The sequence below is a fragment of the Agrobacterium sp. AGB01 genome (genome assembly GCF_014851585.1).
Lineage (GTDB): Bacteria > Pseudomonadota > Alphaproteobacteria > Rhizobiales > Rhizobiaceae > Agrobacterium.
In genome coordinates, this window is the sequence record NZ_JACVAB010000010.1 from 146,567 (window position 1) to 160,451 (window position 13,885).

A 13,885-nucleotide genomic window follows, 5' to 3' on the forward strand; every position below is an offset into this window, starting at 1 on the left:
TTCGATCAACCCTCAAAGAGGGGTGGTCTCACGCGGAGAGAACGATGTTTGCTGCACTCTCTTTCAGCTCAACGCCAAAGGCGCGCTGATAAAGTTCGGCAACCAGAGTGCGCTCAAGTTCGTCGCACTTGTTAAGGAACGTCACGCGGAAAGCAAAGGCGACATCGCCAAAGATTTCAGCATTTTCTCCCCAGGTAATCACAGTACGTGGGCTCATGACGGTCGAAAGGTCGCCATTGACGAAGGACGAACGCGTGAGATCGGCCAGACGCACCATCTTGGAAGCGGTTTCGCGGCCTTCCTTGGTGTTCAGCTTCTTCACCTTGGCAACAACGATATCAACTTCCTTGTCATGCGGCAGGTAGTTCAGCGTCGTGACGATAGACCAGCGGTCCATCTGTGCCTGGTTGATCTGCTGCGTGCCATGGTAAAGACCGGTAGTATCACCAAGGCCAACCGTGTTGGCGGTTGCGAAAATGCGGAATGCAGGATGAGGACGGATAACGCGGCTCTGGTCGAGCAGCGTCAGGCGACCGGAGGATTCCAGAACGCGCTGAATAACGAACATCACGTCGGGACGACCGGCATCGTATTCATCGAACACAAGCGCAACATTGTGCTGGTAAGCCCAAGGCAGAATGCCGTCCTTGAATTCGGTAACCTGCTTGCCGTCCTTCAGAACGATGGCGTCCTTGCCGACGAGGTCGATACGGCTGACATGGCTGTCGAGGTTGATACGGACGCATGGCCAGTTCAGGCGCGCAGCAACCTGCTCGATATGCGTGGACTTACCCGTGCCGTGGAAACCGGACACCATGACACGGCGGTTGTGAGCAAAACCCGCAAGGATTGCCAGCGTCGTCTCGCGGTCAAAAAGGTAATCCGGGTCCAGATCCGGTACATAGGCATCGCCCTGGCTATAGGCAGGCACGACCAGATCGGTATCAATACCAAAAACATCCCGAACAGAAACGGTTGTGTCCGGCAGGTTGGAAATATCAAGATCAATTTTGCTCATCACGTCTCCAAGGCGGGTAGCAAGCACCCAACCACATATCATCAGGCAATTATCAAGCGAGTTTAAGGTTCGCAGACCCTAACAGAAACCAGACTGCTTTAACAATTGATACGCTTGAATAACAGTCCGAAAACGCTCTTCCGAACCGCGATCGCCACCATTAGCATCAGGATGGTGCTTTTTGACAAGTTCCTTGTAGCGGCGCTTGATTTCATCCTGGGTTGCACTGGCTGCCAGACCAAGCGTATCAAAAGCCTGGGCTTCCAGTGTTTTCAACTTGCGGTTCTGCTGGAACCGTTGTCCGCCGCTACGCGCGCCACCGGAGCCGGTAAAACCAAACGGGTCGCGAATACGTGCATTTGCGCCGGCAGCGCCTGATTTCAGCGTGGAATGCAAAGGGCTATCGCGGGCGGTCTTGTTGACCCCAACCGTCCAGGTCGGACGATGACCGGTAATCGCCTCTTTCTGGTAACGCGCAATATCGCTATCAGACAGGCCAGAGAAGTAGTTATAACCCTTGTTATACTCCTTCACATGCTCGAAACAGAACATGAAGAATTGCCCCTCGGCGTTGCGGCCGACGGGTGCACGATGGGCACCAGGGCGCTCGCAGCCGTCCCATTGACAGGTAGGAGCTTGAACCTCCTGCTGACTGTCCTTTTTCCGGCGCGTGCGGATGCGATCAAAGTATTTCGAATCCAGTTTCATGATAGCCTGATTATGGGGTACGCAAAGGTACACAACAAGAATTGACAAACAGGAATGTTGCTGGCTTTTAAAGAGCCCCTTTTAGAATGGAATGAGACGATGTCACTGACCGCCCGCATAGAAAAAAAACTGAACGACGCTTTCGCACCGCAACGCCTTGCCGTCATCAATGAGAGCGGTAAACACGCAGGCCACCAGCCAGGAATGACCGGGGATGGGGAAACCCATATGCGTATCCAGATAGTGTCAGAAAGCTTTTCCGGCAAGTCTCGCATCGACCGCCACCGGGCAATTAATGCCCTGTTGCAGCCTGAACTGGACGAAGGTTTGCATGCTCTCGCCATCGAAGCTGCGGCACCGGGAGAACCCACCCGCTTTTAAGATATGTGGCCGTCAATCTGAGCAGCAGCAGGATTGGCATCGTAAGACACGATGCCAATCTCAAAAACATCAAGCCGGATGTTTTTCTTTCAGGAAGGATTCGACTTCGGAGGCGGCAACATTATCCGCAACGAAGGACTGGCCAATACCATGGGTCAGGATAAAGGTAAGCTTGCCGCTTTTGACCTTCTTGTCCTGTGCAATCGCCGCCATCAGCATTTCAACCGGTGGCAGGGTGCCGGGAATTTCATTCATCGAAACAGGCAGGCCAACCGCTTTCAGATGTGCCTCGACCCGCTTTGCGTCATCCGGGCTCGCCAGATTGACCCGCGACGAGAACTGGTGCGCAAGAACCATGCCGATGGCAACACCTTCGCCGTGCACCAGACGTTTGCTGTCATATTCAGTTGCCGCTTCCAGCGCATGTCCGAAAGTATGACCGAGATTGAGCAATGCGCGACGTCCGTTCTCGAATTCATCTTCGACAACCACATCGGATTTTGCCTGGCAGCTGGTGGCAATGGCTTCAATGCGCGCCGGACCACCGGCAAAAACCTCCTGCCAATTTTTCTCAAGCCACTCGAAGAAATCCGGTTTGTCGATAAGGCCGTATTTGACCACTTCCGCATAACCGGCGCGGAATTCGCGCTTGCTCAACGTATCGAGCACCGAGGAATCCGCCAGAACCAGATCCGGCTGATGAAACACACCAACAAGGTTTTTGCCGTGACGGGTGTTGATGCCGGTTTTGCCACCGACCGACGAATCCACCTGTGACAGCAGCGTGGTCGGTATCTGTACAAACCGCACACCACGCCGCACTGTGCCGGCGGCAAAGCCAGTCAGATCACCGATTACACCACCGCCCAAGGCAATGACTGCATCATTACGTTCAATGCGTGCCTCAAGAATGAGGTCGCAGACTGCCATGTAATGTTCGAAGCTCTTGGTCTTCTCGCCAGCTGGCAGGGTCAGGGAAACGGCCTCAATGCCATCGGTCTGCAGGCTGTCCATCACCATATCAAGGTAAAGCGGTGCGACATGTTCATCCGTGATGATCGCCGCACGGCGCCCTTTGAGACGCGAAGAAATTTCTCCGCCAGCCTTGGACATCAGACCTGGCCCGATGAGAATGTCGTAAGCGCGCCCTACCAACGGCACATGCACGCGCCGCTCCTGCGATGATCCTGTCGAGGTCGTCATGATTTGGCATTTCCATTCTTGGAGGTAGCGAGGTCACGTCCGGCCACTGCGGCCAGAACCTCAGTCACAATGATATCTTTACCCACATCGCGGGATTCGATGACCAAATCAGCCTCGGCATAGATCGGGTATCTCTTTATCATCAGGTTTTCGAGCGTGGCTTTTGGGTTCTCAGTTTTCAACAACGGCCGATGATCGCGCTTGTTGACGCGCTCCCACAATACATCCAGATCAGCCCTCAGCCACAGAGAAAGACCGGCGTTCTTGATATGATTGCGAGTAACCTCGTTGATAAATGCGCCGCCGCCTGTCGAAACCACCTTAGGGCCACCGCGCAAAAGCCTTCTGATGACACGAGCCTCAAGTGCACGGAATTCGTTTTCGCCGTATTTTGCAAACAGGTCAGTGATCGTCATGCGCGATACGCGCTCGATCTCCGCATCCGTATCGACAAAAGTAACGCCAAGTTGCTGCGCGACCAGACGGCCGATCGCGGATTTACCAGCGCCCATAAGACCGACAAAGACGATATTGCGTCTTCCGAGCTTCGCCCGTGCTTCCTCAGCAAGCGTGGGAACGGGAAATGTGAAAGATTCGCTCATTAATGTGCAGGTCCGGTTCGATTCCGGTATCTGCAAATGTTTAGCCAGCGTCAAGAGATATTCCTTATGGCTCAGGCTAAAAGCCTCAGACATTAACGGTCAAAGATTGAACGCGTCTGGTTGCCCTTTGCTTTCATCTTTTGCATATGGGACAAGACAAACCCAATCTGGCACAGCAATGATAGATGGAGGGCCAATGCCAACCCTGTTCCGCTTTTTGTTTATCTGCGCCGCCATTGTCGGAATTGTTTACGGATCCATGGTTTCACTTGTGATGCTGGTTGAACCCCGAGAACGCGATATAACCGTGCGCATTCCTTCCGAGCGCCTTAACCCGCCGGTCCAGTGAGACCAAGAGACCGCCAATGAGCAAGATGGACAGTGCCCGTCTGGAAAGTTTCCTGGAAATGATGAGCGCGGAACGGGGCGCGGCTGACAATACGCTTCAATCCTATGAACGTGATCTTTCCGACCTCTGGCAGTTTCTGATCGATAACGGCACTTCGCTGATGCAGGCGCAGCAGAGCGACCTTTCAGCCTATCTTTCTCATCTTGCCACACTTGGCTTTGCCGCCTCGTCACAAGCACGCCACCTGTCCAGCATGCGCCAGTTCTACAAATTTCTGTATGCCGAGGGTCTGCGCGACGATGACCCGACCAGCATCCTCGACGCACCAAAGAAAACAACGCCGCTGCCCAAAATCATGAGTGTGGCCGATGTGAATCGCCTTTTACAGCAGGCCTCAGCTGAGGCAGAGCAAGAAGGACCGGGGCAGCTTTCGCGGTTGCGCATGCGTGTTCTTCTGGAACTGCTTTATGCCACCGGCATGCGCGTCAGCGAACTTGTATCTCTGCCGCTCACGGCATTGGCACAAAAAGAGCGGTTCTTGTCGATCCGCGGCAAGGGCAACAAAGAGCGGCTGGTCCTGCTTTCGCGCACGGCAATGGACGCGATGTCAGCCTATGGCAGCGCCCTAAAGGCCAATAGCGACCCGAAAAACGAAAATCCCTGGCTTTTTCCTTCTTATGGTAAATCGGGCCACTTGCCGCGTCAGGTATTCGCCCGTGACCTGAAAGATATTGCCATTCGTGCCGGTATAAACCCTTCTGCGATATCGCCACACGTCATGCGACACGCCTTTGCCAGCCATCTTTTGCAAAATGGCGCCGATCTGCGTGCGGTACAGGAATTGTTGGGTCATTCCGACATTGCAACGACACAAATCTATACACATGTACTGGAAGAACGCCTGCAAGAACTGGTACAAACACACCACCCCCTTGCCAAACAGGGCAAAAAACACGATTAGAGCCTGCGGAACCGCCGGTAAGGACCGGATAAACCTTGGGCAAAACGATCGGAAACGGATCTCATGCACAACTACCTCGACTTCGAAAAACCAATCTCCGACCTTGAAGGCAAAATCATAGAGCTGAAAAAGCTCGCCACCGAGGACGAGAGTATAGACACCTCGGAGGAGATCACCCGTCTGGAAAGCCGTGTTCAGGATGCGATGCAGGACATCTATTCCAAGCTGAACCCCTGGCAGAAGACGCAGGTAGCACGCCACCCGCAGCGTCCGCATTTCGTGGACTATGCAACTGCGCTGTTTACCGACTTCACACCATTGGCGGGCGACCGCAAGTTTTCGGAAGATGCCGCCATTCAGGCAGGCCTCGGTCGCTTTAATGGCCAGCCGGTTGCCATTATCGGTCAGGAAAAAGGCAACGATACCAAGTCGCGCCTCAAGCACAATTTCGGCAGCCCGCGCCCAGAGGGTTACCGCAAGGCTATCCGCGTGCTGGAACTGGCTGATCGCTTCTCGCTTCCGGTCATTACACTGATCGATACCGCAGGCGCTTATCCCGGCGTTGGCGCCGAAGAGCGCGGACAGGCCGAAGCCATCGCTCGCTCGACCGAAATGTGCCTCAACGTCAAGGTCCCGATCGTCTCGGTTGTTATTGGCGAAGGTGGTTCGGGCGGCGCCATTGCCATTGCAACGGGCAACCGCGTGTACATGCTTGAGCACGCAATCTATTCGGTGATTTCACCTGAAGGTGCAGCATCCATTCTCTGGCGCGATTCCACCCGTGCAAAGGAAGCCGCCACCAACATGAAGATCACCTCGGAAGATCTGAAGTCGCTGGGCGTTATCGACGGCATCATTCCAGAGCCAATTGGCGGCGCACATCGTGATCCTTCCAAGGTCATCACCGCGACCGGTGACGTGATCAACAAGGCACTTTCTGACCTGTCGTCCCATTCTGCCAACCAAATCCGTGCGGAACGCCGCCAGAAATTCCTCGATATCGGCAGAAATCTCTGATTATGTCCGCATTACCAGCGAATATGGCCTAAACTAGGCCATATTCTGATCACAGACATGTGTGCGACGGAGGCAACCGGGGTGGATTGCCGATCAGTTAAGAACATGTAAACGGTTAACGCTGTATTTTAAATGACATGCTGTTGACGGAACAACGCCAACGGCGGCTTGTTTTTTCGGATCGATCTTCATGCGTTTGATACATCTTGCTCTTCTGGCGTGCACAGCCTTCGCATTGACAAGTTGCAACGATACGCTCGACACCGTCGAAGCGGACGTCTCGCACATCAAAAATAAGGTCGGCCACCCCCTTTCCCCGGCAAGACTTGCTGAAATGCAGAAAAAGGACATGGAGCGCAATGCGCCCATCATGATCCGCATTTTCAAAGAAGAAGGCGCGCTTGAAATCTGGAAAGCGAAACGTGACAACCGTTTCGACAAGATTGCCGAATATCAGATCTGTGCATGGTCCGGTAAACTTGGACCGAAGGTCAAGGAAGGCGACCGGCAAGCTCCGGAAGGTTTCTATAACCTGACACCCGGCCACATGAACCCGAATTCCAGCTACTATCTGGCCATCAACACCGGATTTCCAAACCGCTATGACCAGGCCAACGGGCGTTCAGGTACCAACCTGATGATCCATGGTGCCTGCTCCTCATCCGGTTGCTATTCGATGACCGACGCGCAGGTCCTGGAAATCTACGCTTTTGCCCGTGATGCATTTACTGGCGGCCAAAAGACCATTCAGCTGCAGGCATTCCCCTTCCGCATGACAGCGGAAAACATGGTACGCCACCGCCACAGCGAAAACCTTGATTTCTGGAAAATGCTGAAGGTCGGCTACGACAATTTTGAAGTGACCAAGCGCCCACCGGAAGTAAATGTCTGCGAGAAGAAATATGTCTTCAACCAGCAGACCGAAGGTGGATCGTTTAACGCTTCGGCACAATGCCCTGCCATGAGCACACCGCCAGCATTGGCGAACGCACTGGCAGGGTACGGCAAGACTTATGATCTTGCCTATGAAAAGGCAGTCAAAAAATACGACGGCATGGCGTGGTATGACCCAAGCGAGGCTGAGCGCAAGGCAGTTGTTGCCGACAAGCGCAAGGGCCGCGAAGCCGCTTACGCCCCCACCGGTTCTTCGCTGAAGGCTGGCAAGCTTATGAAGGAAGCGGAATTCGCTGCCCTCATGGACAAAAAGAACCATGTCACACCGGTTTTGACACCACAGGCGCCTGCGGCAACAGCCTCGACACCACGCCCGGCAACACCGCAACAGTCTCCAGTCAGCACTGGTCAGACGGCTATCGCTTCGAACACGACGCAGCCAGCCGCCGGCATGACAACAGCTTCGGTCCCTGTTCCGTCGATGAACCCGCTCGCCTTTGCGCCACAGCAGGCACCAGAGCCAGAAAAGAAAAAACCATTCTGGAAGCTTTGGGCAACGGAATGACCTCCAGCGGTCCGGAAATGCTTGACCTACGTGGGCTGCGTTGCCCACTGCCGGTTCTGCGAGCCAGAAAGCTACTTGCCAAAAAACAATCCGGATTCGAATTTATCATCGAGACCACCGATCCTCTCGCTGTGATCGATATTCCCCATCTTTGCAATGAAGACGGACACGCACTGCTGGAAAGCACTGCGCTGGAAAACAGCCACCGCTTTCACATTCGCAAGGGTTGAGCCCTTAACCTCTGCAATGCCTTCTAGGTAACAAAAGCCAAGATTGCCTTGCATAGCTGAAACCTAAAAAATCAGGTTGTCAGACAATGAAGAATGGTTTCTTATAAAACTGACTTCCCGCCTTTTGCATGCATTCGGCACGCGCCCTACACCGGCGTCGGCCAGAACCAAGATATGAGCTTTCAATGCAAGCCAAGACCACCGGCCTCCTTTATGCGCTGATTGCTTTCAGCATTTTTGCGGTTCAGGACGGTATCTCGAAATATCTTGGCACCCATTATCCGCCGGTCTTCGTGACCATGATCCGCTATTGGGCGTTTGCACTGTTTGCGATCTTCATGGCCATCCGATCCCGCGATGGGTTACGGGCAACAATCGCGGCAAACCGGCTGGGCCTGCAAATCAGCCGAGGCGTGATCCTTGCAGTGCAGATTTCGCTATCGATCACATCTTTCGCTATCGTCGGCCTGGCGCACTCTCATTCCATTCTCGCCTCCACACCCCTGATGGTGGCAGCGCTGTCAGTTCCCATCCTTGGTGAGCGTGTCGGCTGGCGCCGCTGGTCGGCTATTCTTGTTGGTTTTATCGGGGTGCTGATCATCCTCAAACCGGAAGGTGATGGATTTGACCCCATGCTGATCGTCACCTTCATTGCCGCATTCCTGCTTGGGCTTTATGGCGTTTTGACACGGCTGGCCAGCCGCACCGATAGTGCCATGACCAGCTTCTTTTATACTGGCGTTGCGGGCGCAGTGGCGCTGACCTTTGTCGGCCCGTTTTATTGGGTTTCTTTTGCGCCACATGATATTGTCTGGATGCTTGCATTGTGTGCCACCGGCATGAGTGGCCACTATCTGCTCATCAAAGCCTTTGAACTGGCCGATGCAGCCTCGGTACAGCCGTTCTCTTATTACCAGCTTGTTATGGTCTCGATCATCGGCGTGACGCTGTTTGGCGAGAGCCTGAGCACCAATATGATCATTGGCGCTGTGATCGTCGTCGCCGCGGGTATCTTCACCATTTGGCGTGAACACATGGCCGCACGCAAGAACCGCAAGACAGAGGGCTGACCGCCCTCCCGTCCCTTATGTCGCCGCGCTATTCGCGGCAGTTACCATATAGGTCTCAAGCACTTCAATCTGCTCTGCAGTGAGGTGGAGACCAATCTTGGTACGGCGCCAAACGACATCGACGGCATGGTTCGCCCATTCCTGCGTCATCAGCCAATCAACCTCTTTGGCGTAGAGATCTGCGCCAAAATGTTGACCGAGGTCGGGAAGCTGCGTGGCCGAGCCAAGCATTGGGGTGGCATTAGTGCCATAAAGCCTGACGAGGCGTCGTGCATGTGATGTTTCCAGAAATGGATAAGCAGCCGAGAGCTTTTTGACTTCGGTCTCATAACCAGTAACTACAAAATCACCACCCGGCAAACGGCTCTTTGCCGTCCATGGCGCCCCTTTGACGACCAAGGCCTTGCCAATGATTTCCATCGCATGTTCTGCAAGACGGCGATATGTGGTGAGTTTGCCACCGAACACGTTGAGAAGCGGTGCTTCGTCAGTGGCTCCATCCAGTTTCAGCACATAATCACGGGTCGCTTCCTGCGCCTTAGAGGCGCCGTCATCATAGAGCGGACGAACAGCGGAATAGGTCCAGACGATATCTTCTGCGCGAACCGGCTCAGCAAAGTATTCGCTGGCGGCATTGCACAGATACTGAATTTCCTCGTCACTGATCTTCACGTCCTTCGGATCAGCCTTGTAGTCACGATCTGTCGTGCCGATCAGCGTGAACTCATCCTCATAGGGAATGGCGAAAATTATGCGGTTGTCAGGGTTCTGGAAGAAATAGGCACGCGGATCATCGAACTTCTTTTTCACGATGATATGGCTGCCCTGCACAAGCCGTACATTATGCACGGCGTTGCGGCCCAAGGACTGCCCCAGCACCTGGTCAACCCACGGGCCCGCCGCATTGATCAGCATGCGGGCTTTAACCGTGGTGACCTGCCCACTAACCGTATCGGTCAATGTCAGCGACCAGAGCTTTCCATCACGCTGCGCTGACGTCACTCTGGTGCGGTTCATGATCTGCGCGCCACGGTCGGCTGCATCCCGCGCATTCAGAACCACCAGCCGTGCGTCATCCACCCAACCGTCAGAATATTCGAATGCCTTGTCGAAAATCGGCTTAAGAGGTTTGCCTGCCACGTCGCGACGCATGTCCAGCGACTTGGTCGGCGGCAACAACTTGCGGCCACCTAAGTGATCATAGAGGAACAGGCCGAGGCGAATGAGCCAGGCAGGACGCACACCGCCCTTGTGGTAAGGCAACACAAACCGCATCGGCTTGATGATGTGTGGCGCCATTGCCCACAGCACTTCACGTTCCATCAGCGATTCACGAACCAACCGGAACTCGTAATGTTCGAGATATCGCAAACCACCGTGAATGAGTTTGGTGGCACCAGATGACGTACCTGCAGCAAAATCGCTCATTTCAGCAAGGCCAACCGAGTACCCACGGCCAGCAGCATCGCGTGCGATGCCGCAGCCATTGATACCGCCACCGATAATGAAGAGGTCGTGTATTACTTCCTGCTGCAAGTCCGTCTCCCCAAAGGAAAATCTCATTGTATCCGGAACAGCTTACAGCACCGAAGATAATGAAATTCAAATGAAACTATGACGAATTTCAGCAGAATAACGTCATGAGTCTCAATCTGGCCAATGGGAGGCGTAAACAGATTACCCGACCTTTATCAGGCCATCGCTGCCTCACAACGCAGCAACATGCCGAATAGATCGCGAGGGTCATCCGGGTCAGCCAGAAGATCCAACTCCTCGAAAAGCCCTGTGTCGTGCAATTTGGCACGCACATAACGCAGAGCCGAAAAATCCTCGGTCGCAAAACCGACGCTGTCAAAAAGAGTAATCTGGTGATCGTCCACCCGGCCGTCCGCCATGCCAGCAATCACCTGCCACAACTCTGTGACCGGATAATCGGCCGGTAACTGCTGTATCTCGCCTTCGATACGGGTCTGCGGTGGATACTCGACAAAAATATCCGATCGCAACAGGATATCCTTGTGCAGCTCCGTCTTGCCTGGGCAGTCACCACCAACCGCGTTGATGTGCACGCCCGGGCCAACCATGTTGTCACTAAGGATCGTGGCATATTGTTTGTCTGCCGTCACAGTGGTGATGATGTCAGCACCTTCGACGGCATCCTGCGCCGTCGGACAAATCACAATATCAAAACCCTGTCCGGCAAGATTACGCCTGCATTTCTCACTCGCGGCGGGATCAATGTCATAGAGACGCAGTTGATCGATCCCGAGGATAGCCTTGAAGGCACGCGCCTGAAATTCGCTCTGGGCACCATTGCCGATGATCGCCATGGTGCGCGCGTTCTTGCGGGCAAGATGTTTGGCCGCAACCGCTGACGTCGCAGCGGTTCTAAGAGCTGTAAGGATCGTCATTTCGGTCAGCAGCATCGGATAACCGTTGCCGACGTCAGAAAGCACGCCAAATGCCGTTACGGTCTGCCGGCCTTCCCGCGTGTTCTTGGGATGGCCGTTGACGTATTTGAAGCCGTATAAAGTGCCATCACTAGTCGGCATCAGTTCAATAACACCATCGGTCGAGTGCGACGCGATGCGGGGCGTCTTGTCAAAACTCTCCCAGCGCAGGAAATCCTCTTCGACAACATTCGCAAGTTCGCGCAGGAATGTATCGATGCCGATCTTCAAGACCAGCTTCATCATGTGATCAACACTGACGAATGGAACGATATTCAGATTAGGTACGATTGTCATAGTCATCTCCTCCGCAATCAGCCTGCCCGGTTCGGGCGATCCATCACGCTCTTGCCCATCAGGCTGGCGGCGAGATCCACCATCAGCGTTGCTGTACGCCCTCTTTCATCGAGAAACGGATTAAGCTCGACCAGATCAAGGCTCGAAACCAGGCCGCTGTCATGCAGCATTTCCATCACCAGATGTGCCTCACGGAAGGTAGCGCCACCTGGGACCGTTGTGCCGACTGCCGGCGCGATGGCTGGCTCAAGAAAATCAACGTCAAGGCTGACATGTAGCAGACCGTTTGCGGCCTCGACCTTCACCAGAAACTCGCGCAGCAGCACGGCGACGCCATGTTCGTCGATCATGCGCATATCATGCACGGTGATACCAGAATCCTTCAAGGCGGCGCTCTCAGCCGGATCGACGCTTCGAATACCGATCATGCAGATGCAGTTTGGATCAACGGGGTGTTCAAGCGGTGGGAAATAGCCCGAAAAACTTTCCCGTCCGCTGTAATAAGCAACAGGCACGCCATGCAGATTGCCGCTGCGCGTTGTTTCAAGGCTGTGATAATCCGTATGGGCATCAAGCCAGAGCACAAAAAGCGGACGGCCCATTTCTGTAGCACGCTTTGACACGCCGGCAACCGTTCCCGCCGATATCGCATGGTCACCGCCCATGAAGATCGGCATGCCAAGCCCGCTTTCACGATAGGCCGCTTCACTCAGAGCTTCCGTCCAGGAAACAGTCTCACCGAGGTGGTGAACGGCGGCGTTGGGATGTGGGATTTCTGCGAACGCCTTGGGCGCCACATTACCGATATCAGTGACCGTGTGACCAAGAGCTTGAAGCGCAGTTTTAAGACCTGCAATCCTCAGAGCACTTGGCCCCATCTCACAGCCCAACTGCCCTGCTCCAATCTGCAATGGTGCACCAATCAGTCTGCATTCCATGGCCGTCACTCCTCTTGAATTCTATTTAGAGGATCAGACCATGTTTAACTGGCGAGATGAACAATAATTATTGGCAAATAGCTCCAATAGCTTTACCATTTTGGTCACTCATGGAGACAAAGTGGCAATATGGATCCGCTCGACGAAAAACTCATCACCCAACTGCGCCATAATGGACGTCGCAGCATTTCGGATCTGGCCGCAGAAACCGGCGCATCGCGTGCCACAGTGCGAGCGCACATAGAACGGCTGGAAAAGACAGGCGTTATTCTGGGCTATACCGTCATTCTACGGGCTGACGCCGTTGAAGAGGCGGTGCGGGGCATCATGATGATCGAAATCGAGGGGCATGTGACGGATCGCGTGATCCGCGCACTCGAAGGCATTGCTGAAATTTCTGAAGTTCATACCACCAATGGCCGGTGGGATCTGATCGCTGAACTTAGCGCTCCAACACTGGCCACCTTCGACGCGATCCTACGCCGCATACGTCTTATTCCCGGTATCACCGGCAGTGAAACCAGCCTGTTATTATCCTCGCCACACTCAACACGGGCGAGATTGTAAGCAAAGCGAATTTCCTTTGCTAAAAACGCATTTTGAGCTTGCATCAGGGGTTAAATCATTTATATGACGCCCTATCAGAGCGGCGCAGCCACTTCGCAGCGTTGGGGAATAGTTCAACGGTAGAACGACGGACTCTGACTCCGTTAATCTTGGTTCGAATCCAGGTTCCCCAGCCAACTCTCTTTTTCAAAAAATATAATATAATACAGTGAGAAAACGCTTCAATGAGCTGGCATTATATGTGTCTGCGTATGATTCGTAACTCACACCTTTCCAAGAACTTGCATCCTGTGACCTGCCATAACTGGGTTAGTTAATCACATTATGTCGCGTCTGATTCGGCAGCTTTTTCTTGGAGAATCCGTTGACGTCGCGGGCACCCGACCTGCCTTTGACGCGGCCGAATTATGTTGGCCCATGCCTCAACTTCTATTCCGTGCGGCTTTGCATGTACTCTCTTTAATTGGCTGCTCCGGCCTTTTAGATGCTGGCTGTATTTTGCACCCGATTATATCGGGACCTATTGTGATACGCTGGCCGCCTGCTTTCTGCTTTTGCTTCATTTCGATTTGTACGCCTCTCTCTGACGCGTTCGTCCGCCCACTATGACGTGGGCGCTGGCCTGTTGCGCAGCG

The 13,885-nt window shown here is 54.0% G+C and carries 15 protein-coding genes and 1 tRNA gene; 9 read left to right on the top strand and 7 right to left on the bottom strand.

What is annotated here, in order from left to right; translation table 11 throughout:
- Positions 1-28: 28 nt before the first annotated feature.
- Positions 29-1,018, bottom strand: a complete 990-nt coding sequence (gene cobS, locus IB237_RS25475) for a cobaltochelatase subunit CobS (RefSeq protein WP_192491545.1) — start codon at positions 1,016-1,018, stop codon at positions 29-31.
- 78 nt (positions 1,019-1,096) lie between these two features.
- The gene (locus IB237_RS25480; RefSeq protein ID WP_192491546.1) at positions 1,097-1,726 is read right to left on the bottom strand and encodes a DnaJ domain-containing protein; all 630 of its coding nucleotides are present in this window, start codon (positions 1,724-1,726) and stop codon (positions 1,097-1,099) included.
- Between the two features lie 99 nt (positions 1,727-1,825).
- Between IB237_RS25480 and IB237_RS25485 the strand changes: the two genes are divergently transcribed.
- Positions 1,826-2,107, top strand: coding sequence for a BolA family transcriptional regulator (locus tag IB237_RS25485; protein WP_192491573.1), 282 nt, complete (start codon positions 1,826-1,828; stop codon positions 2,105-2,107).
- Between the two features lie 69 nt (positions 2,108-2,176).
- Here IB237_RS25485 and aroB read toward each other — a convergent pair whose 3' ends face one another.
- Together aroB and IB237_RS25495 are read right to left on the bottom strand one after the other, a co-directional pair.
- Positions 2,177-3,310: a 3-dehydroquinate synthase gene (aroB, locus tag IB237_RS25490; protein WP_192491547.1), complete on the bottom strand. Its 1,134-nt coding sequence runs from the start codon at positions 3,308-3,310 to the stop codon at positions 2,177-2,179.
- On the bottom strand, positions 3,307-3,912 hold the full coding sequence (locus IB237_RS25495; RefSeq protein ID WP_192491548.1) for a shikimate kinase: 606 nt from the start codon (positions 3,910-3,912) through the stop codon (positions 3,307-3,309). Before IB237_RS25495 ends, aroB begins: the two co-directional genes overlap by 4 nt.
- Before the next feature lie 196 nt (positions 3,913-4,108).
- Between IB237_RS25495 and IB237_RS25500 the strand changes: the two genes are divergently transcribed.
- The 6 genes from IB237_RS25500 to IB237_RS25525 all read left to right on the top strand — a co-directional run bounded on the left by IB237_RS25500 (position 4,109) and on the right by IB237_RS25525 (position 8,998).
- The gene (locus tag IB237_RS25500; RefSeq protein ID WP_192491549.1) at positions 4,109-4,261 is read left to right on the top strand and encodes a hypothetical protein; all 153 of its coding nucleotides are present in this window, start codon (positions 4,109-4,111) and stop codon (positions 4,259-4,261) included.
- Between the two features lie 16 nt (positions 4,262-4,277).
- The gene (gene xerD, locus IB237_RS25505; RefSeq protein WP_192491550.1) at positions 4,278-5,222 is read left to right on the top strand and encodes a site-specific tyrosine recombinase XerD; all 945 of its coding nucleotides are present in this window, start codon (positions 4,278-4,280) and stop codon (positions 5,220-5,222) included.
- Between the two features lie 63 nt (positions 5,223-5,285).
- Positions 5,286-6,239 carry an acetyl-CoA carboxylase carboxyltransferase subunit alpha gene (locus tag IB237_RS25510; RefSeq protein WP_192491551.1) on the top strand — a complete coding sequence of 318 codons (954 nt, stop codon included), beginning with the start codon at positions 5,286-5,288 and terminating at the stop codon, positions 6,237-6,239.
- 190 nt (positions 6,240-6,429) lie between these two features.
- The gene (locus IB237_RS25515; RefSeq protein ID WP_192491552.1) at positions 6,430-7,698 is read left to right on the top strand and encodes a murein L,D-transpeptidase family protein; all 1,269 of its coding nucleotides are present in this window, start codon (positions 6,430-6,432) and stop codon (positions 7,696-7,698) included.
- The gene (locus IB237_RS25520) at positions 7,695-7,928 is read left to right on the top strand and encodes a sulfurtransferase TusA family protein (RefSeq protein ID WP_192491553.1); all 234 of its coding nucleotides are present in this window, start codon (positions 7,695-7,697) and stop codon (positions 7,926-7,928) included. The genes IB237_RS25515 and IB237_RS25520 overlap by 4 nt, the downstream gene beginning before the upstream one ends.
- Before the next feature lie 185 nt (positions 7,929-8,113).
- Complete coding sequence (locus tag IB237_RS25525) at positions 8,114-8,998, top strand: DMT family transporter (protein WP_192491554.1); 885 nt, start codon at positions 8,114-8,116, stop codon at positions 8,996-8,998.
- Between the two features lie 15 nt (positions 8,999-9,013).
- Here IB237_RS25525 and glpD read toward each other — a convergent pair whose 3' ends face one another.
- From glpD to rocF, 3 genes are all read right to left on the bottom strand, one after another.
- Positions 9,014-10,534 (bottom strand): glycerol-3-phosphate dehydrogenase, encoded by a 1,521-nt coding sequence (gene glpD / locus IB237_RS25530; RefSeq protein WP_371815410.1) that lies wholly within the window; start codon positions 10,532-10,534, stop codon positions 9,014-9,016.
- A gap of 155 nt (positions 10,535-10,689) precedes the next feature.
- Positions 10,690-11,745 (bottom strand): ornithine cyclodeaminase, encoded by a 1,056-nt coding sequence (locus tag IB237_RS25535; protein ID WP_192491556.1) that lies wholly within the window; start codon positions 11,743-11,745, stop codon positions 10,690-10,692.
- A gap of 17 nt (positions 11,746-11,762) precedes the next feature.
- Entirely contained in the window at positions 11,763-12,683 is a 921-nt protein-coding gene (gene rocF / locus IB237_RS25540) for an arginase (RefSeq protein WP_192491557.1), read from the bottom strand.
- 129 nt (positions 12,684-12,812) lie between these two features.
- On the opposite strand from rocF, the gene IB237_RS25545 reads away from it, so the two are divergent.
- Together IB237_RS25545 and IB237_RS25550 are read left to right on the top strand one after the other, a co-directional pair.
- The gene (locus IB237_RS25545) at positions 12,813-13,250 is read left to right on the top strand and encodes an Lrp/AsnC family transcriptional regulator (RefSeq protein WP_192491558.1); all 438 of its coding nucleotides are present in this window, start codon (positions 12,813-12,815) and stop codon (positions 13,248-13,250) included.
- 102 nt (positions 13,251-13,352) lie between these two features.
- Positions 13,353-13,426, top strand: a tRNA-Gln gene (locus tag IB237_RS25550).
- The last annotated feature ends 459 nt before the right edge of the window (positions 13,427-13,885 follow it).